This is a genomic window from Pseudarthrobacter sp. YAF2, from assembly GCF_052113345.1.
GTDB lineage: Bacteria > Actinomycetota > Actinomycetes > Actinomycetales > Micrococcaceae > Arthrobacter.
Genome location: NZ_JBFRDA010000017.1, coordinates 48,882 through 75,302, shown reverse-complemented (window position 1 = coordinate 75,302; position 26,421 = coordinate 48,882). Strand labels below are relative to the sequence as shown.

At 66.7% G+C, this 26,421-nt stretch carries 27 protein-coding genes; 14 read left to right on the top strand and 13 right to left on the bottom strand.

Annotation, left to right across the window (positions count from 1 at the left end; all coding sequences use genetic code 11):
- The first annotated feature begins 52 nt into the window (after positions 1 to 52).
- The 8 genes from AB4Y79_RS17400 (at position 53) to AB4Y79_RS17365 (ending at position 7,191) form a co-directional block, all read left to right on the top strand.
- Positions 53 to 850 carry an alpha/beta hydrolase gene (locus AB4Y79_RS17400; RefSeq protein WP_441864396.1) on the top strand — a complete coding sequence of 266 codons (798 nt, stop codon included), beginning with the start codon at positions 53 to 55 and terminating at the stop codon, positions 848 to 850.
- Between the two features lie 42 nt (positions 851 to 892).
- On the top strand, positions 893 to 1,831 hold the full coding sequence (locus AB4Y79_RS17395; RefSeq protein ID WP_441864393.1) for a carbohydrate kinase family protein: 939 nt from the start codon (positions 893 to 895) through the stop codon (positions 1,829 to 1,831).
- 304 nt (positions 1,832 to 2,135) lie between these two features.
- Entirely contained in the window at positions 2,136 to 2,363 is a 228-nt protein-coding gene (locus tag AB4Y79_RS17390; RefSeq protein ID WP_441864390.1) for a DUF2188 domain-containing protein, read from the top strand.
- 205 nt (positions 2,364 to 2,568) lie between these two features.
- Positions 2,569 to 3,783 (top strand): sensor histidine kinase, encoded by a 1,215-nt coding sequence (locus tag AB4Y79_RS17385; RefSeq protein ID WP_441864387.1) that lies wholly within the window; start codon positions 2,569 to 2,571, stop codon positions 3,781 to 3,783.
- Between the two features lie 587 nt (positions 3,784 to 4,370).
- Complete coding sequence (locus AB4Y79_RS17380; protein ID WP_441864385.1) at positions 4,371 to 4,586, top strand: hypothetical protein; 216 nt, start codon at positions 4,371 to 4,373, stop codon at positions 4,584 to 4,586.
- Between the two features lie 46 nt (positions 4,587 to 4,632).
- The gene (locus tag AB4Y79_RS17375; protein ID WP_441864383.1) at positions 4,633 to 5,595 is read left to right on the top strand and encodes a LysR family transcriptional regulator; all 963 of its coding nucleotides are present in this window, start codon (positions 4,633 to 4,635) and stop codon (positions 5,593 to 5,595) included.
- A gap of 133 nt (positions 5,596 to 5,728) precedes the next feature.
- The gene (locus AB4Y79_RS17370; RefSeq protein ID WP_441864381.1) at positions 5,729 to 6,295 is read left to right on the top strand and encodes a DoxX family protein; all 567 of its coding nucleotides are present in this window, start codon (positions 5,729 to 5,731) and stop codon (positions 6,293 to 6,295) included.
- A gap of 113 nt (positions 6,296 to 6,408) precedes the next feature.
- Entirely contained in the window at positions 6,409 to 7,191 is a 783-nt protein-coding gene (locus tag AB4Y79_RS17365) for an SDR family NAD(P)-dependent oxidoreductase (protein WP_441864378.1), read from the top strand.
- 18 nt (positions 7,192 to 7,209) lie between these two features.
- On the opposite strand, the gene AB4Y79_RS17360 is transcribed toward AB4Y79_RS17365, so the two are convergent.
- From AB4Y79_RS17360 to AB4Y79_RS17325, 8 genes are all read right to left on the bottom strand, one after another.
- Positions 7,210 to 7,986, bottom strand: coding sequence for an SDR family NAD(P)-dependent oxidoreductase (locus AB4Y79_RS17360; RefSeq protein WP_441864375.1), 777 nt, complete (start codon positions 7,984 to 7,986; stop codon positions 7,210 to 7,212).
- Between the two features lies 1 nt (position 7,987).
- Positions 7,988 to 8,986, bottom strand: coding sequence for a fumarylacetoacetate hydrolase family protein (locus AB4Y79_RS17355; RefSeq protein ID WP_441864372.1), 999 nt, complete (start codon positions 8,984 to 8,986; stop codon positions 7,988 to 7,990).
- Between the two features lie 11 nt (positions 8,987 to 8,997).
- On the bottom strand, positions 8,998 to 10,071 hold the full coding sequence (locus tag AB4Y79_RS17350; RefSeq protein ID WP_441864370.1) for an amidohydrolase family protein: 1,074 nt from the start codon (positions 10,069 to 10,071) through the stop codon (positions 8,998 to 9,000).
- Positions 10,068 to 11,192: an FAD-dependent monooxygenase gene (locus AB4Y79_RS17345; protein WP_441864367.1), complete on the bottom strand. Its 1,125-nt coding sequence runs from the start codon at positions 11,190 to 11,192 to the stop codon at positions 10,068 to 10,070. The genes AB4Y79_RS17350 and AB4Y79_RS17345 overlap by 4 nt, the downstream gene beginning before the upstream one ends.
- Positions 11,193 to 11,251: 59 nt before the next feature.
- Positions 11,252 to 12,289, bottom strand: a complete 1,038-nt coding sequence (locus AB4Y79_RS17340) for a cyclase family protein (RefSeq protein ID WP_441864364.1) — start codon at positions 12,287 to 12,289, stop codon at positions 11,252 to 11,254.
- Complete coding sequence (locus tag AB4Y79_RS17335; RefSeq protein WP_441864361.1) at positions 12,286 to 13,242, bottom strand: fumarylacetoacetate hydrolase family protein; 957 nt, start codon at positions 13,240 to 13,242, stop codon at positions 12,286 to 12,288. Before AB4Y79_RS17335 ends, AB4Y79_RS17340 begins: the two co-directional genes overlap by 4 nt.
- A gap of 6 nt (positions 13,243 to 13,248) precedes the next feature.
- Positions 13,249 to 14,268, bottom strand: a complete 1,020-nt coding sequence (locus AB4Y79_RS17330; RefSeq protein WP_441864358.1) for a VOC family protein — start codon at positions 14,266 to 14,268, stop codon at positions 13,249 to 13,251.
- A gap of 243 nt (positions 14,269 to 14,511) precedes the next feature.
- Entirely contained in the window at positions 14,512 to 15,690 is a 1,179-nt protein-coding gene (locus AB4Y79_RS17325) for an ABC transporter substrate-binding protein (protein WP_441864355.1), read from the bottom strand.
- A gap of 631 nt (positions 15,691 to 16,321) precedes the next feature.
- Between AB4Y79_RS17325 and AB4Y79_RS17320 the strand changes: the two genes are divergently transcribed.
- Positions 16,322 to 16,468 (top strand): lmo0937 family membrane protein, encoded by a 147-nt coding sequence (locus tag AB4Y79_RS17320; RefSeq protein WP_441864353.1) that lies wholly within the window; start codon positions 16,322 to 16,324, stop codon positions 16,466 to 16,468.
- A 50-nt stretch (positions 16,469 to 16,518) separates the two neighbouring features.
- On the opposite strand, the gene AB4Y79_RS17315 is transcribed toward AB4Y79_RS17320, so the two are convergent.
- Both AB4Y79_RS17315 and AB4Y79_RS17310 read right to left on the bottom strand, forming a co-directional pair.
- Entirely contained in the window at positions 16,519 to 17,799 is a 1,281-nt protein-coding gene (locus AB4Y79_RS17315; RefSeq protein WP_441864451.1) for a Y-family DNA polymerase, read from the bottom strand.
- Positions 17,800 to 17,825: 26 nt separating this feature from the next.
- Positions 17,826 to 18,257, bottom strand: coding sequence for a LexA family protein (locus AB4Y79_RS17310; RefSeq protein WP_441864350.1), 432 nt, complete (start codon positions 18,255 to 18,257; stop codon positions 17,826 to 17,828).
- Between the two features lie 89 nt (positions 18,258 to 18,346).
- Here AB4Y79_RS17310 and AB4Y79_RS17305 point away from each other — a divergent pair, with 89 nt between their 5' ends.
- From AB4Y79_RS17305 to AB4Y79_RS17295, 3 genes are all read left to right on the top strand, one after another.
- Positions 18,347 to 19,165: an HAD family hydrolase gene (locus AB4Y79_RS17305; RefSeq protein ID WP_441864347.1), complete on the top strand. Its 819-nt coding sequence runs from the start codon at positions 18,347 to 18,349 to the stop codon at positions 19,163 to 19,165.
- Positions 19,166 to 19,271: 106 nt separating this feature from the next.
- Positions 19,272 to 19,535 carry a hypothetical protein gene (locus tag AB4Y79_RS17300; RefSeq protein ID WP_441864344.1) on the top strand — a complete coding sequence of 88 codons (264 nt, stop codon included), beginning with the start codon at positions 19,272 to 19,274 and terminating at the stop codon, positions 19,533 to 19,535.
- Positions 19,536 to 19,563: 28 nt separating this feature from the next.
- On the top strand, positions 19,564 to 20,376 hold the full coding sequence (locus tag AB4Y79_RS17295) for a glycerophosphodiester phosphodiesterase (RefSeq protein WP_441864341.1): 813 nt from the start codon (positions 19,564 to 19,566) through the stop codon (positions 20,374 to 20,376).
- 12 nt (positions 20,377 to 20,388) lie between these two features.
- Here the strand turns inward: AB4Y79_RS17295 and AB4Y79_RS17290 are convergent, their stop codons facing one another.
- From AB4Y79_RS17290 to AB4Y79_RS17280, 3 genes are all read right to left on the bottom strand, one after another.
- Positions 20,389 to 21,420 (bottom strand): EAL domain-containing protein, encoded by a 1,032-nt coding sequence (locus AB4Y79_RS17290; RefSeq protein WP_441864338.1) that lies wholly within the window; start codon positions 21,418 to 21,420, stop codon positions 20,389 to 20,391.
- A gap of 172 nt (positions 21,421 to 21,592) precedes the next feature.
- Positions 21,593 to 23,137 carry a putative bifunctional diguanylate cyclase/phosphodiesterase gene (locus tag AB4Y79_RS17285; RefSeq protein WP_441864335.1) on the bottom strand — a complete coding sequence of 515 codons (1,545 nt, stop codon included), beginning with the start codon at positions 23,135 to 23,137 and terminating at the stop codon, positions 21,593 to 21,595.
- 19 nt (positions 23,138 to 23,156) lie between these two features.
- Positions 23,157 to 24,821 (bottom strand): ATP-binding protein, encoded by a 1,665-nt coding sequence (locus tag AB4Y79_RS17280; protein ID WP_441864332.1) that lies wholly within the window; start codon positions 24,819 to 24,821, stop codon positions 23,157 to 23,159.
- A gap of 179 nt (positions 24,822 to 25,000) precedes the next feature.
- Between AB4Y79_RS17280 and AB4Y79_RS17275 the strand changes: the two genes are divergently transcribed.
- Both AB4Y79_RS17275 and AB4Y79_RS17270 read left to right on the top strand, forming a co-directional pair.
- The gene (locus AB4Y79_RS17275) at positions 25,001 to 25,777 is read left to right on the top strand and encodes a class I SAM-dependent methyltransferase (RefSeq protein WP_441864448.1); all 777 of its coding nucleotides are present in this window, start codon (positions 25,001 to 25,003) and stop codon (positions 25,775 to 25,777) included.
- A gap of 153 nt (positions 25,778 to 25,930) precedes the next feature.
- Positions 25,931 to 26,395, top strand: a complete 465-nt coding sequence (locus tag AB4Y79_RS17270; RefSeq protein WP_441864329.1) for a hypothetical protein — start codon at positions 25,931 to 25,933, stop codon at positions 26,393 to 26,395.
- The last annotated feature ends 26 nt before the right edge of the window (positions 26,396 to 26,421 follow it).

Sequence of the window (26,421 nt, the reverse complement as noted above, 5' to 3'; positions counted from 1 at the left end):
CCCTGGAAACGTGCGATACTCCCGGCGATTGGGACAGCTAAAGTGGGCCAGTGTGACCCAACGCTACCGCTATGAGTACGGCCAGGACCCCAGCCAGTGGGGAGAGCTTTTCCTCCCCGATCTTCCGGCCGGCGGGACCCACCAGGGCGTGGTGGTCGTGATCCACGGCGGGTACTGGCGCTCCACGTACGGGGCCGAGCTGGGGGAGCCGCTGGCGAAGGACCTGGCGGAGCACGGCGTGGCGGCCTGGAACCTCGAGTACCGGCGTGCCGGTAACGGCGGCGGCTGGCCCGCCACTTTCGAGGACATCCTGGCCGGCATCGACAAGCTGGCCGGCCTTGCGGAACCGCACGCGCTGGACCTGGGCAAAGTGGTGGCGCTGGGACATTCCGCCGGCGGGCACCTGGCTGTCTGGGCCGCGGGAAGAGCCAAAATGGATGGATTGGCTCCGGCGGAAGGCGGCCAGGTCAAAAACAATAACGACGGCGTCCGTCTCGCGGGGGTGGTCAGCCAATCGGGCGTCCTCAACCTGGCCGAGGCCGAACGCCTGGACCTCAGCAACGGTGCGGTAGCCAACCTGCTGGGCGGCCCGTCGTCGGAATATCCCCAACGGCACCGCAGTGCCGACCCCATGGCCGCGCTGCCGCTGGACGTTCCGGTCTATGCGGTCCATGCGGAGGCGGATGACGATGTGCCGCTGGCCATGTCCACGCTGTACGTGGATGCGAGCAGGGCGGGGGCCGTGCCTGCCCGGCTGGTGATGGTGCCCGGTGACCACTTCGACCTGATCAACCCCGAGTCCCCGGCGTATGCGACGTGCCGCGAGCTGGCGGCGCAGCTGCTGCGCTGACACGAACTGCTGACCCCGCCCGCTTTCTGGCAGAGTATGACCATGCTCACAGTTATTGGCGAAGGCCTTGTCGACGTTGTCCAGCGTGCCTCGGGAATCGAGGCACACGTGGGCGGCAGCCCGCTCAACGTCGCGGTCGGTCTGGCACGCCTGGACCACCCGGTCCAGTTTATCGGCCGTTATGGCCGGGACGCTTACGGTGACTCGGTGGCCGCGCACCTGCGCTCCAGTTCAGTGATGCTGCCGCTGCCCCCGGATGAGTTGCCTACCAGCGTGGCCACCGCGTTGATCGACGACGACGGCGCCGCCACCTACACGTTCGACCTCACCTGGGAGCTGCCCGGCCTCGCGGACCGGCTCGGCTTCATGCTGCAGGGCACCACACTGCTGCACACCGGCTCCATCGCCACCATGCTGGCGCCGGGTGCCGCCGAGGTGCTGGCCGCCGTCGAGCATGCCCACCCCTCCGCCACCATCAGCTTCGACCCGAACTGCCGCCCCAGCATCATCACCGATGTTGACTACGCCCGCCGGCAGGCGGAGAAGTTCGTGGCACTCTCGGACGTCGTGAAGGCTTCCGACGAGGACCTGGCCTGGCTCTACCCGGGACAGGATGCGCTGGACTCGGCGCGCAAGTGGCTGGCGCTTGGCGGTGAGGAGGGCCCCGCCCTGGTGGTGGTGACGCGCGGCGCGGACGGGCCCTGGGGCGTCTGCCGGGCCGGCGAAGCGTCAGCGCCCGCGCCCAAGGTGGAGGTGGCGGACACCGTCGGGGCCGGGGACTCGTTCATGGCGGCGCTGTTGTCCGGCTTGGTTGACCGCGGCCTGGATGGTGCCCAAAACCGTCAGGACCTGAGGGACCTCCCGGCGGAAGGCCTCGGCGAGCTGCTGGAGCACGCCGCGCGGGCAGCGGCCGTCACGGTGGCCCGGCCCGGCGCCAACCCGCCAACGCGCGCCGAACTGCACGGACCGGATGGGGACTGACCCGTACACTGCCCTCGTGGTTGTAGTACGGCCACGGCAGTCCGCGGGAGTGAGCGGACATCATGCTCCGGATCCTGCACGTCCTCCCCAAGTCCTGCGACATTGACGGCGACGGCAACGAACATGCAGGCGTGCCAGCTTGAAAACTAAGCATGCTTTCTATTAGTTTGGTGTCAGCTTCTCCGCCTGTCCCCCATCAGGCGGAGAAGTTGCCAGGAAGGCACCGCCTCTTGTGCTGCGGGGCTTTCCGCTATCCGCGCTTGCGCAGCAGGTGTCTTGGAACCGAACGGCAGAGGAGTGTGCAATGGCTCAGGGTGACATCGAGACGTACTACGAAGACGGCCACTGGAAGAACAAGCGCGAAGGCGTTGATCGTGCTTTCGGGGCCGGCTATGGCACCAAGGAAGAGGCGGTGGCCGCCGGCCAGGACGCCGCGAAGGTGGCCAAGGTGGAGCACGTCATCAAGAACCAGGATGGCCGGATCGGCGAGAAGTTCAGCTACGGCAATGATCCCCGGAACGTCCCGGGCTGATTGACAGACCACGCCCAAGGCGCCGCGGCGCGTGGGGGCAGGGCGGGCCGACTCATTGATTTGAGCCGGCCCTTCTGCGTTCTCCCCGCCCGGCGGCGCCTGTGTGGGATGCTGGAGCGGTGGACGATCCCTGCACGGAAGGCTTGGCCACCGCACGTGCGGCTGGCCGGTGTTTTCCGTGCCCTGATGACAAGGTGCACAGGCCATGACCGTGAATGAGATGGTTCGTGACGCAGTCCTCGCCGGAACGGGACTGCCAATTCCTGGTCCGGAGGGACACGTCGAGGTCCCGGCTGCGTCGGAACGGTTGCAAAACCTTGTCGAACTGGCCCGCACGGTCTGTGGCCAGCCGGTGACAGCCATCAACATCATTACCGAAGACCTCCAGTACCAGGCAGCCACGGCCGGGATGGAGCCGTATCTGTGCACCAGGGAAGACTCGATGTGCGCGGTCGGGTTCCTTAGCGGGGAACCCACCGTCCTCGAGGATGCTTCCCTCGATCCCCGGTACCGCGACAATCCCTACGTTGATGGCCGTCGGAGCAGCGTCAGGTTCTATGCCTCCATCCCGTTGGTAACGAATGACGGATTTGTCCTCGGGACCTTATGTGCCGGCGCCGGGGAAGCAGGCCGCCTCAGCGGCGAACAACTCCGCGGCCTTGAGACGCTCGCTGCCCAAATCGTAGACGTCCTGCAATTGGAACATCGTGCGCGCCGCCTGGCTGATGCGCTGGCCGAAGCTGAGCGCAGCAACACCCTCCTGGCGGAGTTTGCCGGCCGGATCAGCCACGACCTCCGCAACCCGCTGACCTCGATCCTCGGATTTGTGGAACTGGGCGAGATGGACGCCGAAGCAGGCGATGACGCCCGGCTGCCGGAGTACCTGGGCATTGTCGGCAGGACCGGGCGGCGGATGTTGTCGATGGTCGAGGACGTCCTGGCGTTCGCCACCATCGGCGGAGACCTGCGGCCAGCCAAGGTTTCCCTTGCAGACCTGGTTCAGGAAGTCATGGTGGACCTGGCCGCCGCCGTGGACGAGTCCCGAGCGTCCGTCAACTGGGGGGATCTGACATTCACCGCGGACCCCGTCCAGACCCGGGTACTGCTGCAGAACGTGATCCATAACGCCCTCACTTACCGGCGGCCAGGCGTCCCGCCGGTCATCCACATCACCGGCCACCGGGGGGAAGACGGTGCGGTCCTGCGCGTGGTCGACAACGGCAAGGGCATCGCCGCCGCCGACCGCGAACGCGTACTTGATCCGCTGGTACGCCTTGACCGCCAGGGGGACCCGCCCGGATCCGGCCTCGGCCTGGCAACCTGCGCGCGGATAGCCGCCGCGGCCGGCGGGCGACTTGAGCTCGGGGGCGCCCCCGACTCCGGGACCATTGTCACCATCAACCTGGGACCTGACAGCTAACGGGCCGCCACGACGCCGGCTGCCTCCGTGAAGAGTCCCCTCCTAGGACAGGCTTGTCCTGGCCGTCCCGGCAAAACTCTCCACCGGCACGCACACCCTCAAGGGAACGCACCTCCTGGACGTCGGCGGAGCTGGTCCAGCGCACGCCCCCCATTCCCGGCGGTGGCTGCGGCCACCAACGTAGGCGGCCAGGGCGCCCACTGGACCTGCACAACGTCGTCGCCCGCGTTCAGTGAAACGATCCCCTTCATAAGGACGACGGGTGGGACGGGCCGGTTGAAGAGGCCAAGGCCTCCTGCGCGTCCATAGTTCAGGCTTCGCAGACTCGAAAGTCGGCGAAGCCATCCGCTTCCTCCTGGACGAGGAGTTCGGCGCTGGCGCCCACCTGCCGACGTTGAGCCAGGTGTTTGCGGGCACCCCCGGCGTGGCCATCCTGGTACCGCTCACAGCGCGGTGATCGTTGTCCCCATGATCTTTAAGCTGCGGGAGCCGGCAAGGAACCAGCGCACCGAGGCTGTCCGCACCCCGGTGCCGTCATTGCCAGGGCAGGAACCGGTGTCCTGCTGCCCACCCTCCTGACCTGGGCCGTGAACGGACTCGAATACCAGCAGCATGGCCACGGCACCGGCATCTGGACCGGAACATTGTTCATCGGCCAGTTCCTGACTCCCATCGTCCTCGGCGCCGCTGCAGCGGCGCTGGGAAGCCTCGGGTTTACCTTGGGCGCTTTGGGAATCGCGTGCGCGGTGGCCCTCTTCGCAGTCCTGGTCCGGGGACCGCGGATGGTGCCGGTCAGTCATTAGCCAGCCCTTGGAAGGGCGGAACTCCGGGCACGGATAACCTGTGAGTATGAAGAACCTGGACCTGAACCTGCTGCCCCACCTTCAGGTCCTCTTGGAACTGCGCAACATCTCCCGGGCAGCGGAGCGGCTCCAGCTCAGCCAGCCGGCCACCAGCGCCGCGATGGCCAGGCTCCGGCGCCATTTCGACGACGAGCTCCTGGTCCGTAACGGGCGCACCTATGACCTCACGCCCTTTGCCCAGTCGTTGGTCCCGCTGGTTGACGAAGCCATGCTTCATATCCAGCGGGCCACGCGCGTACGGTCCGGGTTCGACGCAGCCACCAGCGAGCGGGAGTTCATCATCGCGGCCTCGGACTACGCCGCCGCCCTCATCGTGGGGCCGCTGCGCGGGATCCTGCGGAAAGAAGCACCAGGTGTTTCCGTGGACTTCGTCCCCACCGCGGGCTCCGGGATCCAGGGCCAGATGGCCGACTACTCCAAGATCGACCTGCTGGTGGGGCCCACGGGATACCAGATGCAGGGAGCCAGCAAGCAGCTCTTCCGTGACAGCTTCGTGGCCGTGGCCGACGCCGGCAACCCGCTGCTCCTGCAGCCCCGCCTGACCCTCGAAGACCTGACCGCGGTGCCGCACGCCGTTGGCTATTTCGGCGAGGGCATCAGCACTCCGGCGGACAAACTGTTCGAGTCCCGGGGTATCCAGCGCCGGGTAGCGGCCGTGGTGTCCGGCTTCCTGTCCCTGCCGCTCCTGGTCGAAGGCACCGACCTTGTGGCACTCGTCCCCCGGATGCTGGCCGGACGCGCCCAGCGCGGCGCGGATATCGTGGTGCTGGAGTTCTCCGGCGGAACCGAAGCGTCACTGGTGGAGGCCATGTACTGGCACCCGTCCCAGGCGGAGGACCCGGCCAACGTGTGGCTGCGGTCCGTGGTCCAGCGCTCCTGCGCCCGGCTCCACGAGCTCTTCCCCGTCAACGCCCATCCGGTGGCTATCCATGCGGCGGATACCCCCTAGGGCCAGGCTGGTTCCTCTCCCGTGACGGGCGTCCTGCATGATAATTCCTCCCGTGACCGCGAAGGCCAGCAGCCGTAAACTCATGCTGGACCGCGAGCCGTGCAGCGACTCAAACAACCCAAGGAGGACTGTTATGAGCAATGTAACCACCAGCCCTGAGGCGGCGGCCGCCGCACAGACCCTATTCCGGGTCGCGCTGGGAGGTGTCCTCGTCGCCCACGGATCCCAGAAACTCTTCGGCTGGTTCGGTGGGGGAGGCGTCGACGGCACCAGTAAGGGCATGCATGCCATGGGCTTCCGCCCCGGAAAACCCAGTGCCGTCCTTGCGGGCGTAGGTGAAGCAGGAGCCGGCCTGGCCTTGGCCCTGGGGATCGCCACCCCTGCCGCCGGCGCCGCTGCCGCAACCACCATGGGCGTAGCAGCCAGCGTCCATGCCCCGAACGGCTTCTTCGCCCAAGAGGGCGGTCTTGAGTATCCGGCGGTGCTGGGCCTGGCAGCCGCGGCCTTCACTATTGGCGGCTCCGGACCATACTCCCTGGATGCGCTCACCGGCCGCGTCCTGGACCGGCCCTGGATGCGGATCACCGCTTTAGCCGTAATCCCCACAGCCATCGCCGTTCAAATTCACCGTCGGCGCCAAGCCCTCGCCGCAGACGCGGCAGCTTCGGCCGCCGGCAGCAGCGCCGGGGAAGAGGCCTGAGTCCGTCCCCCTGACCATCCACGCGGCGGATACCACGTAGACCCAGGACACCGTTGCCGTTCCGGTCCATTCCTGCGAAAGTCGGGGAAACACGCTTTCGGAAAGGAACCCCCGTGCCCGTTTCCAGCCAGCGCCTGCCCGGCAAGACCGCCGTCATCACCGGAACGGCCAGCGGCCAAGGCAGGGCAGCAGCGCTCGCCTTCGCTGCCGAAGGGGCCTTCGTGGTGGGCTGCGATATGGACGACGACGGCGCGGCAGCCACAGTCGCGGCAGTCACCGCGGCCGGGGGCCGGATGGGCAGCAGCCGGGTGGATCTGACAGATGAGGCCGCCGTGGCGGCCTGGGCGGGCGACGTTGCCGAAGCCCACGGGCAGGTCCACATCCTGTACGCCAACGCGGCCATCACACGGTTCGCCCCCATGGAGCAGCTCACCTATGCGGACTGGAAGTGGAACGTTGAGCACGAGATGGACGTGGTTTTCCTGCCGGTGAAGTACTTCTGGCCGCAGCTGATTGCGGTGCGAAACGCGGCCATCGTCCTGGTGGGTTCCACCGCGGGCGTGACAGGCTCGATGACCAACGGCCGGCTGGCGCACACCGCCACCAAGGGCGCCGTAGTGGCCATGACCAAGCAGCTGGCGGCCGAAGGGGCGCCGCACGGGCTGCGCGTCAACGCGGTCAGCCCCGGCATGATCCGCACCGCCGCCACCGAGGGCAACCTCCTTGCTCCCAACCACCCGATGCGGACCATCGCCGGCAGCATTCCCCTGGGCAGGATCGGCGCGCCGGAGGAGGTGGCCGCCTGCGCACTGTTCCTCGCTTCCGATGAAGCGTCTTACGTGACGGGGGCCAACCTGATGGTCGACGGCGGCTGGTCGGCGGTCTTGCCCGGCTGACCCGTCCCTCCGGGAAGGTCAGCGCAGGGCGTCGGATACGGACTTGGCCCCGCCGTGGCTCGCCTGGCCGCCATCCACCGGGATTTCCGCGCCGGTCACGAACGAGGAAAGCGGGCTGAGGAGGAAGAGTACGACGCCGGCCACCTCCCCGACGCTGCCAGTGCGGCCAAGCGGCGTCTCGGCCACGGTGGCCTGCCGGAATTCCGGTTTGGCACCTTGTGTCATGGGGGTTTCGATGAAGCCGGGGTGGACGGTGTTCACCCTGATGCCGCGCGGGCCAAGCTCCATGGCCGCCACCTGTGAAAGGCCGCGGAGTGCCCATTTGCTGGCGGTGTACGCCACGGGGTAGTGCGCCGTCAGGCCGGCAACAGAGCCGACATTAACAATGGAAGCTCCGCTGCCCATCAAGGGCGCGAGTGACTGGATTCCCAGCAGGCTGCCGGCGACGTTCACCTCATACACCTTTTGGAGATCGGCCACGGAGGTATCCAGCAGCCTGCTGCGCCGGGTGATGCCGGCATTGTTGACCAGCCCGTCCACCTGCCACCCTTGGGACCTGATCCACGCCGCCAGCTCGGCCCATCCAGTGGCATCGGAAACATCAAGCTGCCGGTACACCAGGACCCCGTCCGGCGATGGAATCACGCTCTCCAGCTCCGCAGGGATGCTGGCGGCCAGGTCCGTGGCGATCACCCGCGCACCGGCCTCGGTGAGCATCCGGGCCTCGGCAGCACCCTGGCCTTGTGCCGCACCGGTGACCACCACCGTGCGGCCGTCGAGCCGCAGGGAGGGCACCCTAAATCCCCGAAGCCGCGGCGGAGGCAACCCGGTTGCGGGGCCGGGTCCGGGCGGGAACGCGGGTGGTGGCCTCACGCCTGGCGCCTACCGTGTTCTCGATGGTGCCGACGCCTTCCACGGTCATCCGGACCACGTCGCCGGTTTTCAGCGGCGGGGGAGTCTGGGACCCGTTGCGGCCCCAGAGTTCGGCAAGGCAGCCGCTGCCGCACGTGCCGGAGCCCAGTACGTCGCCGGGACGCACCACGGAGTCCTGCGAGGCGTACGCCACCAGCTCGGCGAACGGCCAGCCCATGTTGGAGAGCAGGTCCCGGCCGATGGTTTCGCCGTTGACCTGGACGGACATGGAGATCGGCAGGAAGCCTTCGGCATCGTGCCGATCCTCGAATTCGTCCGCGGTGACAATCCAGGGCCCCAGCGTGTTGGCGAAGTCCTTGCCCTTGCACGGACCCAGGCTGACCTTCATCTCCCGGCGCTGCAGATCCCGGGCGGACCAGTCGTTGAGCACCGTGTATCCGAAAATGTGCCGGTGGGCCTCTTTCGCGGTCAGGTTGCGGCCGTCGCTCCCGGGGACGCGTCCGACGACGGCTGCCACCTCCGTTTCAAAGTCCAGGTCCGTGCAGCCCGCGGGAATCCCGATCGCCTCACCTGTGCCCGTCACCGTGTGCGGGTTGGTGAAGTAGAACGTGGGTGCCTCGTACCATTCGGGGACCACGCCTGCCACGCCGTCGATGCTCTTCCGTACGCCTTCCACGTGCTCCTCGAACGCCACGAAGTCCCGGATGGTGGCCGGTTCCAGCGGGGCGAGCAGCTGCACATCCGCCAGCGGAGCGGCAGCAGCGGAACCAATGACGCGACGGGCAAGTGCCAGCGTTTCCTCGAGTCCGGCGTCCAGGAGAGTCTGGACGTCCTGGCCTGCCGGCAGGGCGTAGCAGTTTCCGCCTTCAACAAAGCCGGACTGCGTCCCGCCGTCGTGATTCCAACGGGCAATCTTGACCATGTGCGTGTTCCTTAAGTGTTGCGTCGGGCGGCCAGGGCGGCCGCAGCGGTGATGCCCAGCGCGCGTGCGTTGCCGCCCAAAACCCGGGCCTCGTCATCGGCCGGGAGCGCGGCAGCCTCGACCTCGTCCACCGGGAGGTCCGAGCCCATGTCGAACGGATAGTCAGAGCCGAGCAGCACCTGCTCGGGCCCCGCGGCGGCCACGAGTGCCCGCAGTTCAGCCGTGCTGTGGACCAGCGAGTCGAAGTACAGCTTCTTCAGGTAGGACGACGGCGGCTGGGCGCAGCCGTGTGCCTCGGGCCGGACCTTCCAGGCGTGGTCGGAGCGGCCCAGGGTGGTGGGAAGGTAACCGCCGCCGTGGGCGGCCAGGACCTTCAGTCCGGGGTGGCGGTCCAGGACGCCGCTGAAGACCAGGTGGGACAGTGCAACCGCATTTTCGGCTGGCTGGGACACGGTGTTGGCCAGGTAGAAGCGGTCCAGCCGCTCATCCAGCGAGCAGCCGAAGGGGTGCAGGAACACCAGGGCGCCCAGTTCCTCCGCTCGGCCCCAGAACGGCTCCAGCCGGGGATCGGACAGTTCCACGGTGCTGCGCTCCGGGTCGTTTGGGGTGGCGGCGAACGACCCGATCTCCACACCCAGCAGCCCGCATTCGAGCACCGCATGCTCCAGGGCGTCCACCATCAGGGCAGGGTGCTGGAGCGGGACCAGGCCGAGGCCGTGGAGCCGGTCCGGTGCGCGGTCCACGAACTCCCGCACCGCCTGGTTGGCGGCCTTGGCCAGTCTCAAACCCAGTTCCCCGCCGGCAAAGTAGTAGAAGTGCGACGGCGACGGCGAAACCAGCTGCACGTCCACGCCCTGCGCGTCCATGTCCGCGAGCCTGCGGTCCAGGTCCGTCAGCTGCGGCCAGCGCTCCTTGATCATCCTGCCCGACGCGGCCATGGACTCCGGCCCGTTGCGCCGCACTTCAAGGGCCTGCTGGGCGCCGAAGCCCTCCGGATCTGCCTCGGCCACGAGCTGTTGCAGGGCCGGAAGCAGGATGTGGGCGTGGACATCCACGGTGGGGGCTTGAACAGAGTCGGTGATCATGCGGGTTCCTTCAGCATGGTGGACAGTGAGTTCATCAGGCCGGGCACGTTGGCGTCGCGGACGCCGTCGAGCATCCACTGGCCCAGCTGGACGGAAGCGTTGACAACTGCCTTGGCCCGGTCCAGCCGGCGGTCGGTGAATTCCTTCCACAGGGTTTCGGTGAGGTCGTCAGCCTGGATCAGCAGCTCGGCCAGCACAGCCGCATCTTCCAGCGCCATGGCTGCACCCTGCGCCACCGTGGGCGGGCAGCTGTGGGCGGCGTCGCCGATGATCACGGTGCGGCCTCGGTTCCACGGGCCGTCCACCAGGTGGGTGGTGAACCACGTGTAGTTGATGCGCGCGCTGTGGTCCAGGTTGGCGCGGATTTCCTTCCACGGGCCTCCGTAGGCAGCGGCGAGTTCGGCCATGATGCGGGGCCCGTCCTCGTGCTTGCGCTCCTGGGCCTTCTCCACCAGGTAGGCGTAGATGGTGTCCGGGCCGGTGGGGCAGTAGCCGGCGATGAAGCAGGGGCCGCCGTAGGTCAGGTCGGTGCGGACCACCTCTTCGGGCCGTTCCACGAAGGCACGCCAGATGCCCATGCCGGTGGGCCGGGGTTCGACGTCGATGCCGATGGCCTTGCGTACGGCCGAGTGCAGGCCGTCGGCGCCGATCAGGAGGTCATAGGTGGTGGAGCCGCCGTCGGCGGTGCTCACGGTGACGGACCCGCCGTCGTCCGTTATTCCGGTGACGGTCCTGCCGTAGCTGACCCGCGCGCCAGCCTGCTCGGCGCGTTCGCGGAGAATGGCGGTGAGGTCCGGGCGGTACATGCCCATGGTGGCGGGAAGGTCCTCGCCGCCGGTACGGATATCCTCGAGGACCGCGATGACGGTGCCGGCGGGATCGGGGGCGCGCAGGCCCAGGGTGCTGAAGCCGTAGCCCTTTGCCTCCACCTGGTCCCAGACGCCGAGTTGGCGGAGCACCCGCAGGGCGTTGCCCTGCAGGGTGATGCCGGACCCGAGGGTCTGCGGGGCGTCCGCCTTTTCGAGGATTTCGACCCGGATTCCGGCGTCGGCCAGAAGGATGGCTGCTGCCAGGCCCGCGGCTCCCGCCCCAACGATTCCGACGTTCTGTACTGCTGCCATCGCTGACTCCTTTGTATTGACGGCGACACTGCTGGTGGTTGGTGCTGTTTTACCTGAAGCTACCGGACGGCGATCGGGTTGACGGGTGAGCCAACGGCACCGGTGATCGGGAGCGGGGCTGCGGTGAGCAGGAAGTCGTACCTGCCATCCGCCGCGCACGCTTCGGCCAGCCCGTCCGGGTCCCACATCTCGCCCAGGAACAGGCCGAGGTTGGGGATCGCGATCTGGTGCAGGGGCTGGAAGGCGGCGTCGAACTCGTTCGGACGGACCTCGAAACCCCAGGTGTCGGTGGCGATTCCGGCGATTTCGCTGCGGTGCAGCCAGGGCGCCGTCGTAAAGGACAGCCCCGGGGCCGACCCGCCGGCGTAGTCGCCCCAGCCGTCGCGGCGGACCCTCGTGTACTGGCCGGTGCGGATTATCACGATGTCGCCCCGGCCCACTGTTGAGCTGGGGCCTTGGAGGTCGATGGTACGCCGGAGGTGTTCCGGGGTGATGGCGAATCCGTCCGGCAGTTCGCCGTCGTTCCGTCCCAGCTCGGGGCCCAGCGCCCGGCCGACGTCGAGCAGCACGCCCCGGGTGACGATCTTGGCGGCGGCAGTTTCGATGCCGGTCACCAGGTCGCCCTCCGAGGTGACCACGTCCCCGGCGGCGCGGCCGTTCCAGGCCTTCCCCTGGTCGAAGATGTGGCCCAGGCCGTCCCACTGGGTTGAGCACTGCAGGGGCATGGCGATCACGTCGTCCGCTCCGCCGAAGCCGTGCGGGAAGCCCTGGTTGCCGCGCTCAGCGTCAACCCCGGTGTCCGTCATGGTGTGGACCGGGTTGGTCCGGCGGCGCCAGCCTTTTTGCGGGCCGTTGGTGTCGAACGGCTGGGACAGCGAGAATGCCTCACCGGTCTTCACCAGGGCTGCGGCTTGGACGCGCTTGGCCGCGTCGATGAAGTTCAGGGTGCCCAGGACGTCGTCCTGGCCCCAGCGGCCCCAGTTGTTGTGGGCCTGCGCCATGCCCCGGATGCTGCCGAGCGGGTCTTCACGCCGGATGACCGGGGAATCAGCTGATTCCCCGGTTCCGGTGGTCAATGCAGTGTCCTGGGTGGTCACTGGACACCTTCACTTGTGGTTTCGTCCTTGCAGTGGATGAGCTGGGTGCCCAGCCCGGTGATGGTGCCTTCCATGACGTCCCCGTCCTGGAGCAGCCGGCCCCAGTGCTGGCCGTTGCCGGCGGGGCTGCCGGTGAGCACCAGGTCGCCGGGGCGCAGCGGCATGATCTGGGAGGCTTCGCTGACCAGCTTGGCCACACCGAAGATCATGTCCTTCGTGGACTCGTCCTGCATGGCCTTGCCGTTGAGCTTCAGGGTGACCTGGACATCCTGCGGGTCGCCGAAGAACTTGGCGGGCACCAGCAGCGGCCCGGTGGGCAGGAAGCCCGGGGCGTTTTTGGCACGGTACCAGTCCGAGCCGATGGCTGGCATGTCTTTGCGGAAAACGTACTCGCGGGTGGTGATGTCGTTGACCATGGTGTAGCCGAAGACGTATTCCAGGGCTTCCTCGGGGGTAACCCGGAACGCCGTCTTTCCGATCACCGCCGCCAGTTCCAGCTCCCAGTCGTGGGACGTGGAGTAGGACGGAAGGGTGAGCTCGTCCGTGGCGGACGCGATCGCCGTCGGCAGCCCGATGAAGAAGTACGGCGTGCCCTGGCCTGCGCGCTTGTCCATCATGGCGGCGGTCTTGGTGCGCACTTCCTCCTCGTCCTCGCCGGGTTCGCGGTGGGCTGCGGCGAGGTCGATGACGTGCTTGCGGTAGTTCGCGCCGGTCTGCAGGACCTGCGCGGGCTCCACCGGAGCGAGGATTTCGACGTCGACCAGCGCCAGTCCGGTGTTCCCGCCCGCCGAGGCGGCCAGGCTGTCCAGCTGGGGTTCGGTGGTGTCCCAGTGCTCGATCAAGGAGTTGATGTCCCCGTCCAGCGGCAGGACCCGGTCTTCAACCAGCAGGCCGGCGCGTGCCTTGGCGTCGCCGGCTTCCTGGAACCGGATGAGTGCATAGGTTTCAGCCATGGTGTTTCAGCCTCGGCCCTGCTTGGCGTACGGGTTCAGGAGGGCTTCCTTCATCTCGGGCGAAGCACCTTCCTCGGTGGCGGTGAAGCCTTCGGCCGGGGGGAAGGATTCGGTCATGGAGTGCGGCATGGCGCCGTTCTTGTAGAAGTTGTTGGAGCCGAGCGAGGGCTTCCAGGTGTTGGCTTCCCAGTCCGGGACGTAGTTGCGGTAGCCGCCGGAGTTGAGCTCCACGCGCAGGCCGGAGGGGTCGCGGAAGTAGAGGAAGTTCTGCTCGCCTACACCGTGGATGGAGGGACCGTATTCCATTGGGGTGCCGTTTTCCATCATGACGTCGGCAGTGCGGAGCAGGTCCTCGGTGGCATCTACCCAGAAGGCGATGTGGTTGACGCGGCCGGCCCGGCTGGAGGTGTCCAGGACAACGCCGAGGTCGTGGGACTTCTCGTTGGTGGTCAGCACGGAGAACACGGTGATGGGTGCTTCGTCCAGGTCAACGAACGCCATGACGCGGAAGCCCAGGGCCTCGTTGTACCACTTGGCGAAGCCGCGGACATCGGAGGACGCAACGGTGACGTGGTCCAGGAAGCGGGGGGCGGCGGCATGGCTGCTGCGGCGCTCCGGGCGGTCCGGGTAGGTGGATTCGAAGCCGGGCTCGGCCACGAACTTGTCCACGTCGTAGAACAGGCGCATGTGGTGGCCGTACGGGCCGGTGAATTCATAGGCCTTGCCGTATCCGTGGCCGCCGGCGGTCCAGGTGCCCTGTACACCGGTCGCTTCGACGCGCTGCGCTGCGGCTTCCAGGGCTGCCTGGGAGTTGGTGCGCCAGGCCATCCGGCCCAGGGATGCCTCCGGGCCTTCGGTGACGACCAGGCTGTAGCGGTAGTAGTCGCCCCAGCAGCGGAGGTAGACGTTGCCGTCCACGCGGTCGATGATACGCATGCCGAACTTTTCCTCGTAAAACCGTGCCGAGGCTTCGACGTCCGGGCTGGTGATCTCGAGGTGGGCAAGATGGGAGAGGGGAGTTTCCACGTTGAAGTCCTTCTTGGTTAGTGGCTGCGGTTTGGTGCAGGTCCTGTAACCACTGTGAGGCACTTCATATATTCGGGGAAGGCCAGGTTTTCGATATCAGATATCTGCCACGCCGATACTCCAGCCCACTGAAACGCCCGCTCACTTATTGCTTCCAGAACGACAACGCCCGCTCACTGTCCTGAAGAGAGTGAGCGGGCGTTGACCGACAGAGGGTAATACGTGAGCGGGCGTGCGGCGGTACTATTCCTTGCCGAGCCCAGCCGCGGAAGTCTTCTCACCCGAAACGCTGTTGAGCACCCGCAGGTCAAAGATGCCGTTGATATCGGCCTGCTTGGTGGTGCCGGCAGTCACGCCGTCGGCCAGGAGCTTCTGGTAGGTTCCGGCCAGTGGGTCCACGGTGAAGACGATGTTCTTCAGGGACCGGTCAATGACGTCTGCCTTCAGCTCAGCACCCGCTGCTTCCTTCAGTGCGGCATTGATCACTGCAGCCTTGTCACCGGCGGAGGCATTGTTCAGCCATTCAACCGACTTCACGTGGCCCTTCAACAGTGCCTTGACGGTGTCCGGGTGATCGGCCGCGTATTTCTGGTTGACGATCAGGATGGTGGTGGGGAACTCGCCCGGCTTGCCGGAGAGCGAGCCGTCCCACAGATCCTTTTCATCCACCAGCACCTTCGCGCCCGCGTCCAGCACCAGGCGGGAGGCCCAGGGCTCAGGCAGCCACGCGCCGTCGAGCTTTCCGTCCTGGAACAGCTTGAGCGTCTGGGCGTTCTCGGTGGGGTTGATGGCGACGTCGCCACTGCCATCCACGTTGGTTTTATAGCCCTGCGACGAGAGCCAGGCGCGGAGGGCGACGTCCTGGGTGCCGCCCAGCTGGGGCGACGCGAGGGTCTTGCCCTTGAGGTCTGCGGCGGAGTTGATCTCCGGCTTGACCACAAGCTGCGCCCCACCGGCGGCAGCTCCGGCGATGATGCTCACCGACTGGCCCTGGCTCTTGACGAACGAGTTGATGGCCGGGTTGGGGCCGATGTACGTAGCATCGATGGCGCCCGCGTTCAGGGCTTCGATGGCGGCCGGACCGGCATTGAAAACCTGGGTGCTGAGCTTGGTGCTGCCCAGTTCGTCGGCGATAAAGCCTTTGCTGACGCCCACCAGGGCCGGGGCGTGCGTGACGTTTCCGAAGTAGCCCAGCTTCAGCTCGGCGGCCGGATTGCCGGACGGGGCGCTCTCCTGGGTTGCGGCCGGGGTGCCACTGTTGACGGCGGCGGCAACGGCGGCGCCACCGCCAACGAGGGCCAGGAGTGCGGCGGCGATACCGATCTTGAGGCCTAGGGGACGCTTAGGCGCGGCTGACTGGCCAGCTACGATGCGCGTGGAGTTCTGCGGGTTTTGCGGACTCTTGTCCTGCGGGTCGGTCATGGGGATTCCTTTGCTGGGGCGGATGCTGAGATGAGGTTACGGAGCGCCCGGCGGGGCCACAATCGTCGGTGTCGCACTGGTTCACCCGGCGACGCGAAGGCGCAACCCGGCGTCGCGGGGCGTCAAGAAATGTCCCGAGGCGTCTTAATCAGGAGTGCGCGCGGGCTCCGCAACAGCGACCTGCGAGGTCAAGCCGGAAACTCTTCCGGCTTGACCTGACCGGCGTCCTGACAGGCGCGGCAGCCACCGATTTCGACCGGGATTTCGGAGACGGCGAAGCCCTCCGCGCCTGCTTAACAGCCTTTGGATTAAGGCATTCCGGATTAGATGCTTCCGGGAGCATCGCAGGGCGTGATTATCCGGCCCTGGCCGGCCGGTTCAAAGAGGATAAAATTCTCTTTTCTATTGCCGTGCCATTTCCAGCAGCGACTTCCTGAAATATTCTGATATCCACCACGCAATTTGGGTGTGGGTCTTCAGCAGGCCACCAAGATGTTTTAGGGGCCGAGTTGAAGAACGGAAGTGGCATGGGGGCCTGGAGTGAGAGGTAGAGGTGTATTCCTGGCAGTAGGCCCGGCGATGGCGCCGTACTGCACTTTCAGCAGTTCCAACCAATAACAAGGAGTAATTCATGTTGCTTTGGATCGCTATTATCATTGCCGTTCTCTGGCTTCTCGGACTGCTCGCCAATATCGGCGGCGGGTTCATCCACATCCTCTTGGTTGTTGCCGTGGTGGTGCTTATCTTCCACTTTGTCCAGGGCAGGTCCCGCGCCTGATTGGAACAAGGGCCCCGCCGGCTGTGGTTCCGCCGGCGGGGCCCCAGGCATCAGGCAGCCTTCACCAGCGGCAGTTCGTCCCAGTGCGTGGTGTACCGGGGTGAGCGCATGTCGCGCTTCATGGTCCAGTCGAGGCCGGACTTGACGCCTGCATACCCCAATCCGATGGAGCCCCGACCAAAGCGGCGGCTGACATCCTCGAGCAGCGGCCCGATGCCGCGTTTCTCATGCCGGTTCTCGAAGGGCTCCAGCGGCGGCTGGTTGCCGGTGGGCCGCAGATCGGTCAGCATCAGGCCCGCCTTGGCGTACTTGAGCCCGTCCAGGATCTTCGGCAGCAGCGCGTGCGCGGCCCTGGTCAGCAGGAGCGGATCCGCCGTGGGCATGGGAAGCCGGACGCACACCGAAGGATATGCCTGTTCCTGGCTCCGGAAGGGCGAGGTGGCAGCGAACGCCGTGAGCACTTTCGCCTGGAGTCCGTGTTTGGCCAGCCGTGCGCTCGCCTGCTGGCCGTATATGCCCAGCACCTCCCGCAAGCCGGCGGAAGTGGTCACTGGCGTAGCAAACGAGCGGGAAAAGATCAGCTGGTCGCGGCCAACGCGCTCCTCCTCCATCGGAATGCAGGGGGTCCCGCGCAGTTCGAGGACCGTTCGCATCAGCACCACTGAGAACCTGTCCCTGATCGCCACCGGGTCCGCCTGCGCCAGGTCCAGCACGGTGAAAATCCCCATGGCGTTCAGGCGCTTGGCCAGGCGGCCGGCCACGCCCCAGATCTCGTCCACGGGCAAGCGGCCCATCAGGCCCTCCCGGACCGGCGCAGGTACTGATTCCCAGAGGCATACTCCGGCGAATGCTGCGTTGTTCTTCGCCCACTTGTTGCAAAGCTTGGCCAGGGTTTTGGTGGGGGCTATCCCTACGCACACCGGCACCCCGACATGGCGCAGCACGGCCTCCTTGATCCTGCGGCCCAGGCCCAGCAGTTGGTCCGGTCCGCCTTTGACGCCCAGGAACGCCTCGTCAATGCTGTAGACCTCCAGCCAGGCCGAGTACCTGCCGAGAAGCTCCATCACGCGCGCGCTGATGTCCCCATACAGCTCATAGTTGCTGGACCTTGCCACCAGGCCCCACTCCTTGGCCCGCGGCGCGAGCTTGAACCATGGTTCTCCGGTGGAGATGCCGAGAGCTTTCGCCTCGGGGGACCGGGTCACCGCGCAGCCGTCATTGTTGGACAGCACCACCAGCGGCCGGCCCTCCAGGGAAGGATCGAATGCGCGCTCCGCTGACGCGTAGAAGCAGTTAACGTCCACGTGGGCGATCTGCGGCATCCGCCGCATGGGGGCCGGCTTAGCCACGGCGCTCCTCACACATGGTGCAGGCACCGGGTGGCAACGCCCCAGATGGTCAGCTCGGACAGGGCAGGCACCCGGATGTCCGCGTAGCGCGGGTTTTCCGCCTGCAACACCACGCCCTTGGCTGTGATGCGCAGGCGCTTGACGGTCAGTTCGCCGTCCAGGACGGCGATCACCACCGACCCGTCCCGCGGTTGCAGGGCCCGGTTCACAATGAGTTCGTCGCCGTCGCTGATGCCCGCGCCCTCCATCGAGTCCCCGGTCACCCGGACCACGAAAGTGCTGGTGATGTCCTTGATCAGGTGGGCGTTCAGATCGATCCGGCCATCGAAGTAGTCCTGCGCGGGAGACGGAAACCCGGCCGCCACGGCCACCGGCGAGATCAGCACCGACAACAGGGAGGCGCCCGCATCTATCACGCGGGGACCGACAATAACGCCCACAACACACCTTTATTCGAAAATATGTTCGATAGTTCAGTGTAGCGCCGGAGGCCGACAACGGGGACCCACCGCCCACGTAGACTTGCAGGATGCGGTTGGTTGCAAGCGATATTGACGGAACGATCCTTGGGCACGACGGAAAAATCAGCCCGCGCACCATCCGCGCCTTCCACGCCTGCCGGGACGCCGGCGTCGAACTGGTCTTTGTCACCGGACGCCCGCCGCGCTGGCTGCACCCGCTTGAGGAGCAGCTTGGCCACACCGGACGGGTGATCTGTTCCAACGGCGCCGTCGTCTGGGATCTCGAAGCGGACCGCCTGGTGTCCGCCCGCGCCCTGGCCATCGATACCGTCCTGGAAATCCGCCGCATCATCAAGGAACTCCGTCCCGCGGCGCTGTTCGCGGCGGAAACACTCACCGGGTTCCACCTCGAACCCGGCTTCATCGAAAACGAATCCAGCGAACTCCTGGCCGAATTCACTCCTGCGCCACTCCACGAAACGCTCACCGGGGACGACGCCGTGGTCAAGTTCCTCGCCATTGTCCGGGAAGGCACGCCGGACGACTTCCTCGCGGAGGTGGCGCCCGCCGTCGGACACCTGGCCGCCGCCACCCACTCCTCGCCCGGCGTCGCCATGCTGGAACTGTCCCTCCCGGGCGTCAACAAGGCCGTCACCCTGGCCGAGTACGCCGCAGCGCTGGGCATCGAAGCCGCCGACGTCGTGGCCTTCGGCGACATGCCCAACGACATCGAAATGCTCCGCTGGGCAGGCCACGGCTACGCGATGGCCAGCGGCCACCCCGAAGCCATCAAGGCGGCGGGCCGGCAGGCCCCGCATTTTGACGACGACGGCGTGGCCCAGGTCCTGGAAGCCCGGCTCGCTGCCCGGGGGGTACAGTTTTCCTGATTCCGGCCCCGTACTTCCAGCTGGCGCTCACCTGGCGTTTACCTTTCCCCGGTAGCGTCAGCGGTGGAGGGCAGGTCCCTCCCCGGCCGGCTCACAGGGGGTTCCGATGGCACGAAGCGTCAAACAGCGCGCAGCAGACGCGCCGCTGCGCAAGGCAACGCCTGATCCGCATTGGAAGCAGTTGCGCCAGGGCGACAGGGTCCGCGTCCTGCTTTCACCCGGCTTTCAGGCGAGCGGGGTAGTGGACACCATTACCGCGGACCACACTGCGGTCTGGGTCCACCTGGAGGGCGGCCGCGGACGCATCCTGCTGCACTGCGGCGACGGCGTGGACATCCTTCCCTGCGGCGAAACCGACTGCCAGGACTAACGCTGCGGCCCTCGGGTACGCTCGCAATGTGACCCTGCCCTTTTTCGAGCACCCTGACGACGCCGGGCGGCAGCTTCCCATCGCCATGGCCCACCGGGGTTTCTCAGTGGACGGACTGGAAAATTCCATGGCCGCGTTCCGCGCCGGCGTCGAACTCGGCTTCCGGTACCTCGAAACGGACGTGCACACCACGGCAGACGGCGTGCTGCTGCTTTTCCACGATGAAACCCTGGACCGGGTGACCGACGGCAGGGGCCGGGTCCAGGATCTTTCGGCGGCGGAGGTGGCAAATGCCCGGATCAACGGCCGTGAACCCATCCCAACGTTCGATGAATTGGTCACGCGGCTTCCTGAGGCCAGGCTGAACCTGGACATCAAGGACTGGAGTTCGGTCCACAGCACCGCCGCTGCGATCGAACGGCACCAGGTGCACCACCGGGTGCTGGTCACCAGTTTCTCAGACCGACGACGACGGGCTGTGCTGAAGCTGCTCAGCCGGCCCGTTGCCTCTTCGGCCGGCGTGGCCTCGAATGCCCTCTTCACCCTCCTGGGACCGGTCCTTCCGCGGCGGGTCTTCCGCCGGATCATGCGCCGGGCACTCCGCGACATCCAGGCATTGCAGGTTCCGGTGCGCTACGGACGGGTCCCGGTTGTTACTGCGGGCTTCATCCGGCGCGCCCACGACCTTGGCCTGGTGGTGCATGTCTGGACCATCAACGAGGCCGCTGAGATGCACCGCCTCCTCCAGTTGGGGGTGGACGGCATCGTCACGGATCGGGCGGACCTGCTGCGTGACGTGCTGATTGCGCGCGGCCAGTGGCCGCCGGCGCAGGGCCGCTAGGCTGCGCGCGGGCTACTCGCCGGGACTGGCCAGGTGGCGCTCCAGGCCGTCCACGTCCAGGCGTGTGTTCCAGTTGGCCCAGTCCTTGGGCCGCACGGAGGGCCGGCCCAGCAGGTAACCCTGTCCGGCGCTGATGCCCAGTTCCGTGAGGACCTTGAGTTCACCCACCGTCTCAATGCCCTCGGCCACCAGGGTGATGCCGATCTGGTCCGTGAAGTCCACCAGGCAGGCAGCCAGGGCGCGCTGGACGCCGTCCTTGTCGACGTCGCCGATCACGTTGCGGCCCACCTTGAGGAAGTCAGGCCGAAGGTGGATCATCCGGCTCAGTGCCCCGGCTCCGGTGTGGGTGTCGTCCACGGCGATCCGGAGGCCCTTCTCCCGCAGCGGATTGAGTGCCGAAATGAACTGGAGGTACTCCTCTTCCGGAATGTCTTCCGTCAGTTCGAGCACCACCCGGTCCATGGGCAGCTCGATGTGCTCGAACAACTCCGGCAGCCGGGGGTCCATGCAGGACGTCGGGGAGATGTTGAGTGACACGTAGAGGGAGTCGGGCAGGTTACGGGCAGCCGCCGCGGCCGAGCCAAGGGCGGAGAACTCAAGGTTTGCGCCGAGGCCCACTGCCTCCGCCTCGGCGAACCACAGTTCCGCGGTGGCGCCGTCGTCGCTGACGAAGCGCGAGAGCGCCTCGGCGCCCACCACGGTTTTGCCTTCCAGCCCGTAAATCGGCTGGAACGCGGTCATCAGCATGTGGTTTTCCAGCAGGGCGCTGATCCGGGACGCGCTGCGGATGGCGTCCAGCTGCTCGGCCAGCTTCGGCGGCAGTGCGGGCGGCGCCAAGCGCATCTCCCTGACCGATTCAATCGTTTCGGCTGCATTGGCGTCGCTGCTCCGGGCCTCCAGGAGATACTCCAGCAGGGCCCGTTCGGGCACGCCGGGATTCTCATCGAGGCTGTCGCTCAGCCGCTGCCGCACGGCGGCTCCCGCTGGATCCGCATCCGCCAGTACTGCGGCGATAATTCCCCATGCCTGTACACGAACCGACATTAGCTACGCCCCCAGTTGACGAAGTAATGACCCTTTGGCCCATAAATGTTCAATTTCAAAAACGCCTTTAGAGTCCGGTGCTGCTGTGAGACCTGAATTCCGCGGCGACGAAAAACCGGACACCGCACGCTGATCGTATAACGGCGGCCACGAAAGCGCAGTACTTTGCGCACTACTGGTTAGCGCTTTCCGCCCGCTCTTTCAATAAAGCAGGGACCTGGTCCGGCGGGACGGGCCGGCCGAAGTAGTAGCCCTGGGCGCTTCGGCAGCCCAGGCCGCGCAGGATTTCCGCCTGCTCCGCCGTTTCCACGCCCTCCCAAACAGCTTCCAGCCCGCAGGCCCGCACCAGTTGCAGGACCGCTGCCACCAGGGCGGGCTGGCTGGGATCGGTCTCCAGGCCGGTGATCAGCGACCGGTCAACCTTGACCCTGTCCACCGGCAGCCGGCGGAGGTAGCTGATGGACGAGTAGCCGGTGCCAAAGTCGTCAATTTCAATGCCCACACCCAGGCCGCGCAGGCCGCCCAGCGAGTACCGGTCCAGCTCGTTGCCTTTGACGATGGCCACTTCCGTCAGTTCAAGGACCACTTGCTCGGGCCGGACGCCGGTCTCCTTCAGGACATTGCGCACGTCCTCGATGAACTGCAGGCTTTGGAGGTCGGTGGCGGAGATGTTGATCCGCACGGAGAAAATGCTGTCCACCAGTGAGGCGTCGATCCATTTCCGCAGCTGCCATACGGCGGTCCGGAGCACCCAGAGGCCCAGCTCGGAGATCAGTCCCGCCTCCTCCGCCAGCGGGATGAACTCGTCCGGCATGATGAAACCGCGGGTGGGATGGTTCCAGCGGACCAGCGCCTCCATGCCCTCGACCCGTCCGGTGTCCAGCTCCACCACCGGCTGGTAGTAGAGGGTCAGGGCGTCTTCCTGAATGGCAGCCCTGAGGTCGTCCACCAGCTGGCTGCGAAGCCGCCGCATCAGCAGCAGCGCGGGTTCGAAGCGGTGCAGCTTGTTCTGGCCCTCAGCCTTGGAAGCGTACATGGCGACGTCTGCCTCCATCAGCATGTCCTCGGGGCTTTGGTCTTCGCTGCCGACGCTGAGCCCGATGCTGGCACCGCACCGCACGCTGTGGCCGGGGAGTTCGATGGGTTCGCTGAGCGATGCCAGGATGCGGTGCGCCACGATGGCGGCCTGGTCCGGCGACGCCGACGGCATCACTATCGCGAACTCGTCGCCGCCCAGGCGGGCAACGACGTCGGAAACGCGCACCGCGCCACGGAGCCGTTCGCCCACGGTCACCAGGACCTGGTCGCCGGCAGTGTGCCCGAGGCTGTCATTGATGGATTTGAACGCGTCCAGGTCCATCAGCAAAATCGCCGGGCACTCCTCCTCCGGGTCCTTTCCGCCGGCGCCCTCCTGTGCCGTCCGGAGGGCTTCAATGAGCGCGGACCGGTTGGCCAGGCCCGTCAGGGGGTCCTGCATGGCCATCTTCTGCATCTCCAGGTGGGCCTCGTGCAGGAGCTGGGTCCGGACCCGGACCCGCTGTTCGAGTTCCTGGTAGATGATCTGCAGGTCCTCGGCCAGCAGGTTGGTGCCCATAATGATGGCATCGAGTTCGTCGCGGGCGGGGGAGACTTCAATCCGGGAGCTGAGGTCGCCGGAAGCGAGCCGGACAATGCCTTCGAGCAGCTGGGAAAGCCGGGGGTCGTCATCGGCAAACATTGCCAGTCCTCCTTCCCGCTTAGTTGACCTGGGCGTGGTCAGTGCCAACGGGGAGGCTGACAGTCACTGTGGTGCCGGCTCCCAGGGTGGAGGCCACATCAATTCTGCCGCCATGGCGGTCCACAATGTCCTTGGAGATGGCCAGGCCCAGGCCCGTTCCCGGGATGGCCCCGTTCATGGCGTTGGAAGCCCGGTAGAAGCGGGTGAACACATGGTTGATCTCGTCGCTGGAAATGCCGATGCCGGTATCGGCGATCCGGACTGTGGCCCACTTTGATCCGTCGGCACCGGCGTGGGACTCGCTGCCCACCTCGATCCGTCCGCCGCTGGGGGTGAACTTGATGGCGTTGGACACGAGGTTGGTGAAGACCTGCTGCAGCTGCACCTCGTCGGCGAGGATCTCCGGATCCTCGGGAACAGGGTCGACGTCGATGGTGACGTTCTGCAGCGTGGCCAGCGGCCGCAGCGCCGCGGCCACCAGGTCGAGGGTCTGCCCCAGGCGCACCGGTGCCAGGTGCATCATGGTGTCATCCAGGCCGCCGCGCGAGACGCTGAGCATATCCTCGATGAGCGTGCGCAGCCGTTCTGTGTTGCGGACCACGATGTCCAGCATTTGGTGGACTTCCTTGGATACCGGGTGCTCGGTGCTTTCCTGGATCATGTCCAGGTACGCCATGATCGAAGTCAGCGGCGTCCTCAGCTCGTGGTTTACCGTGGCCAGGAAGTCCGTCTTTGCCTTGTCGAGTTCGCGCAGTTGTTTGACCACCTGCTGCTGGCTGTTGATCAAGTGGCTTTGGATGAGCCCGTAGGCGGCGTTCCCCGCCACGTGCTGGATCAGCCCCAGTTCGGCGCTGGACCAGGTCCTGGGCCGCTCCATCATGGCAATCCAGATGATGCCCAGGGACGAATTCCCTTCACCAATGGGGACCGCCAAGGTGGAGGCGGCCCCGGCGATGGCAGGCGCGTGGGCATGCGCGTCAGCCTCGCTTCCGTCGGCAGACATAGTTTCCGTGCCCGCCCAGAGCGCATCCGCCGTGGCGCGGGCTTCATCCTCGCCGGGCAGTTCATCGGGGTGCAGTTCCACCAGGCCGCGCCGGTGCCAGGTGGCCGTGATCACCGGTACCCGGTGGTCCTCGAAGGTGGCCAGGACAACGTAGTCGGCCTTGAAGGTCCGGCCGAATCCGGCTACGACGTGGTTGGCAATCTCCTGTGGATTGTTGGTGGCACGTACTGCCGCGGAGACTTCGCGGAGCTGCTCGCGGAGGGCCTCGGCCTCCTGCCGTGAGGCGCGGCGGCGGGATACCTGCTCGATAAGGACCGACGTGCGGTGGACCAGTTCCTGGGGTGCGGGCGGCTTGGTGATGCAGTCGTGGACGCCGGAGGGATCCGCTGCCGCGATGTCCGCGGGGTCGTCCAGGTCCACCATCACCAGGACCGGGGCCGTGGTCCGGACCGCTGACAGGGGCGCGTCCGCGATGATGACGGAGGGTTCGAATTCGTCCAGCAGCCGGGCGAGCGCACCGGCGTCGGCGGCTTCAAGGACGGTGTAGCCAGCGCCCCGCAGGGCGTGGGCGTTGAGGGCCAGGCGGCCGGCGTCGGAATCGGCGACGATGGCAGTGCGGGGCAGGCGCGCGTTACTCGGCACAGCCGTCACAGTGCCCCCTTCCCTCCCAGTTGAGTACATTGTAGGGGGATGCGGGGCGCCGGTGGCCACTACAGCCTTCCCGCGCCCCAACGGCCCGCCGTATGGCCGGGGCGCGCCGTAATGTAACGGAAGGTGCGCCGCCTGCGGGGGCGGGAACATATATTTGAGCCGTGTCATCCCGAACTAAACCAACGTCCTCCGCCTGGCGGAAGTACCTGATGATCCCCAGGCTCGTCAGGTTGTCGCGGAGCGCTCCGAAGGACCGGCACAAGGCGTGGGACCAGTATTGGGCCGGCATCACCGCCACGGGCGCGGGAGGCGAGGTCCTATGGGATTCCGGCAGCGACCACGAATTCCTCGGCTACAAGGACAACCTGCTGCGGTACCTGGACCCGGCCTGCCCCGTCGTGGACGCCGGGTGCGGCCACGGCAGTTTCACCCGGGCGCTCGCCGGGGTCTTCCCGCAGGTTGTCGGCGTGGATGTCTCGCCGCACGCGGTGGACATTGCGCGGCGGCAGTCCGAAGGAAGCGCCAACCCCGTTTTTGAAGCACACGATATGACGGCGCCGGGTGCCGGCGCTGCCCTCGCCGCGTCCATCCACGCGGATGTTGATGGTGCCAATGTCTTCATCCGGGGAGTCCTGCACGTCCTTGACGCCACCCATCAAAAGGCGCTCGTGGAAAACCTGCGGACCCTTGCCGGGCGCCGCGGCACCGTCTTTATGGCGGAAACCAATTTCCATGGGAATCCGGTGGAGTACGTGACGCACCTGGGCGCCACCGCCCGCGGCATCCCGGCGCCGCTGGAACTGGCCATCCGCGGGCTGCCGATGCCCGGACACTTCGGTCCCGAAGAACGCGAACGGGCCTTCCCGACGTTGGACTGGGAACTCCTTGAGGACGGCCACGTTGCCATCGAAACCAACCCCGTGACAGGCGTCCCCGGACAGGACCGGGTGCCCGGATACTACGCTGTGGTCCGTCCGCGGCGGTAGCAGGTCCCTGCCTTTTCCGCATGTTGCCGCAGGCTTGCCCGCATCCCCGCAAGCCATCCACACGGTACCCACTCGGGTCCTTGACAGGGAGCGGATCCGGAGGCTCCATGGTAAGTAGACTTATCAATCGGGCCCCAGGAAAGGAAACCGGCTGTGGCACGGGACAAAGGCAACGGCACCCATAAGTTCATTCCGTCCGGGGCGCTCCGCAGGCTGTTGCTGCCCCCCACCTACGGGCGGCACGTCACCCAGGCCACCGAATTCACCATCCTGTCCGTGGAGGTGTGGGCATCCGGGCTGGTGGTCAACATCCACCTCCCCTCGGACAGTGTCCCCGAGCCCCGGCTCACGCTCCAGGACCACTTTGGAACCGAATACACCTTGCAGGATTCGGCCACCATCGGTACCCGCAACCTGCAGGTGTTTACCCCGTCGGTGCCGCCTGGCACCAGAAGCCTGACCGTCAGGTCCGCGGACGACGGCGGCCGGCCCGTAGTGACCTTCGCCGTGCCGTTGATGGCCGTACCGGATGCGCTGCCCGGCCTTGAGGAAGGGGCGCACGGGCCCTCCGGCGCCACCGACGGGCCCTACGAGCCCGAACTCCGCCGACCCGCCTGACCACCGCCCCACCTGACCTGCCGCTC

Bases quoted from the DNA above. Each gene is read 5' to 3' on its own strand.
- AB4Y79_RS17345 (WP_441864367.1), bottom strand. From the start codon at position 11,192: ATGGCAGCAGTACAGAACGTCGGAATCGTTGGGGCGGGAGCCGCGGGC.
- AB4Y79_RS17300 (WP_441864344.1), top strand. From the start codon at position 19,272: ATGGCACGAAGCGTCAAACAGCGCGCAGCAGACGCGCCGCTGCGCAAG.
- AB4Y79_RS17385 (WP_441864387.1), top strand. From the start codon at position 2,569: ATGACCGTGAATGAGATGGTTCGTGACGCAGTCCTCGCCGGAACGGGA.
- AB4Y79_RS17320 (WP_441864353.1), top strand. From the start codon at position 16,322: ATGTTGCTTTGGATCGCTATTATCATTGCCGTTCTCTGGCTTCTCGGA.
- AB4Y79_RS17350 (WP_441864370.1), bottom strand. From the start codon at position 10,071: ATGATCACCGACTCTGTTCAAGCCCCCACCGTGGATGTCCACGCCCAC.
- AB4Y79_RS17290 (WP_441864338.1), bottom strand. From the start codon at position 21,420: ATGTCGGTTCGTGTACAGGCATGGGGAATTATCGCCGCAGTACTGGCG.
- AB4Y79_RS17335 (WP_441864361.1), bottom strand. From the start codon at position 13,242: ATGGCTGAAACCTATGCACTCATCCGGTTCCAGGAAGCCGGCGACGCC.
- AB4Y79_RS17355 (WP_441864372.1), bottom strand. From the start codon at position 8,986: ATGGTCAAGATTGCCCGTTGGAATCACGACGGCGGGACGCAGTCCGGC.
- AB4Y79_RS17305 (WP_441864347.1), top strand. From the start codon at position 18,347: ATGCGGTTGGTTGCAAGCGATATTGACGGAACGATCCTTGGGCACGAC.
- AB4Y79_RS17395 (WP_441864393.1), top strand. From the start codon at position 893: ATGCTCACAGTTATTGGCGAAGGCCTTGTCGACGTTGTCCAGCGTGCC.
- AB4Y79_RS17390 (WP_441864390.1), top strand. From the start codon at position 2,136: ATGGCTCAGGGTGACATCGAGACGTACTACGAAGACGGCCACTGGAAG.
- AB4Y79_RS17285 (WP_441864335.1), bottom strand. From the start codon at position 23,137: ATGTTTGCCGATGACGACCCCCGGCTTTCCCAGCTGCTCGAAGGCATT.
- AB4Y79_RS17275 (WP_441864448.1), top strand. From the start codon at position 25,001: ATGATCCCCAGGCTCGTCAGGTTGTCGCGGAGCGCTCCGAAGGACCGG.
- AB4Y79_RS17370 (WP_441864381.1), top strand. From the start codon at position 5,729: ATGAGCAATGTAACCACCAGCCCTGAGGCGGCGGCCGCCGCACAGACC.
- AB4Y79_RS17375 (WP_441864383.1), top strand. From the start codon at position 4,633: ATGAAGAACCTGGACCTGAACCTGCTGCCCCACCTTCAGGTCCTCTTG.
- AB4Y79_RS17325 (WP_441864355.1), bottom strand. From the start codon at position 15,690: ATGACCGACCCGCAGGACAAGAGTCCGCAAAACCCGCAGAACTCCACG.
- AB4Y79_RS17280 (WP_441864332.1), bottom strand. From the start codon at position 24,821: ATGTACTCAACTGGGAGGGAAGGGGGCACTGTGACGGCTGTGCCGAGT.
- AB4Y79_RS17315 (WP_441864451.1), bottom strand. From the start codon at position 17,799: ATGCGGCGGATGCCGCAGATCGCCCACGTGGACGTTAACTGCTTCTAC.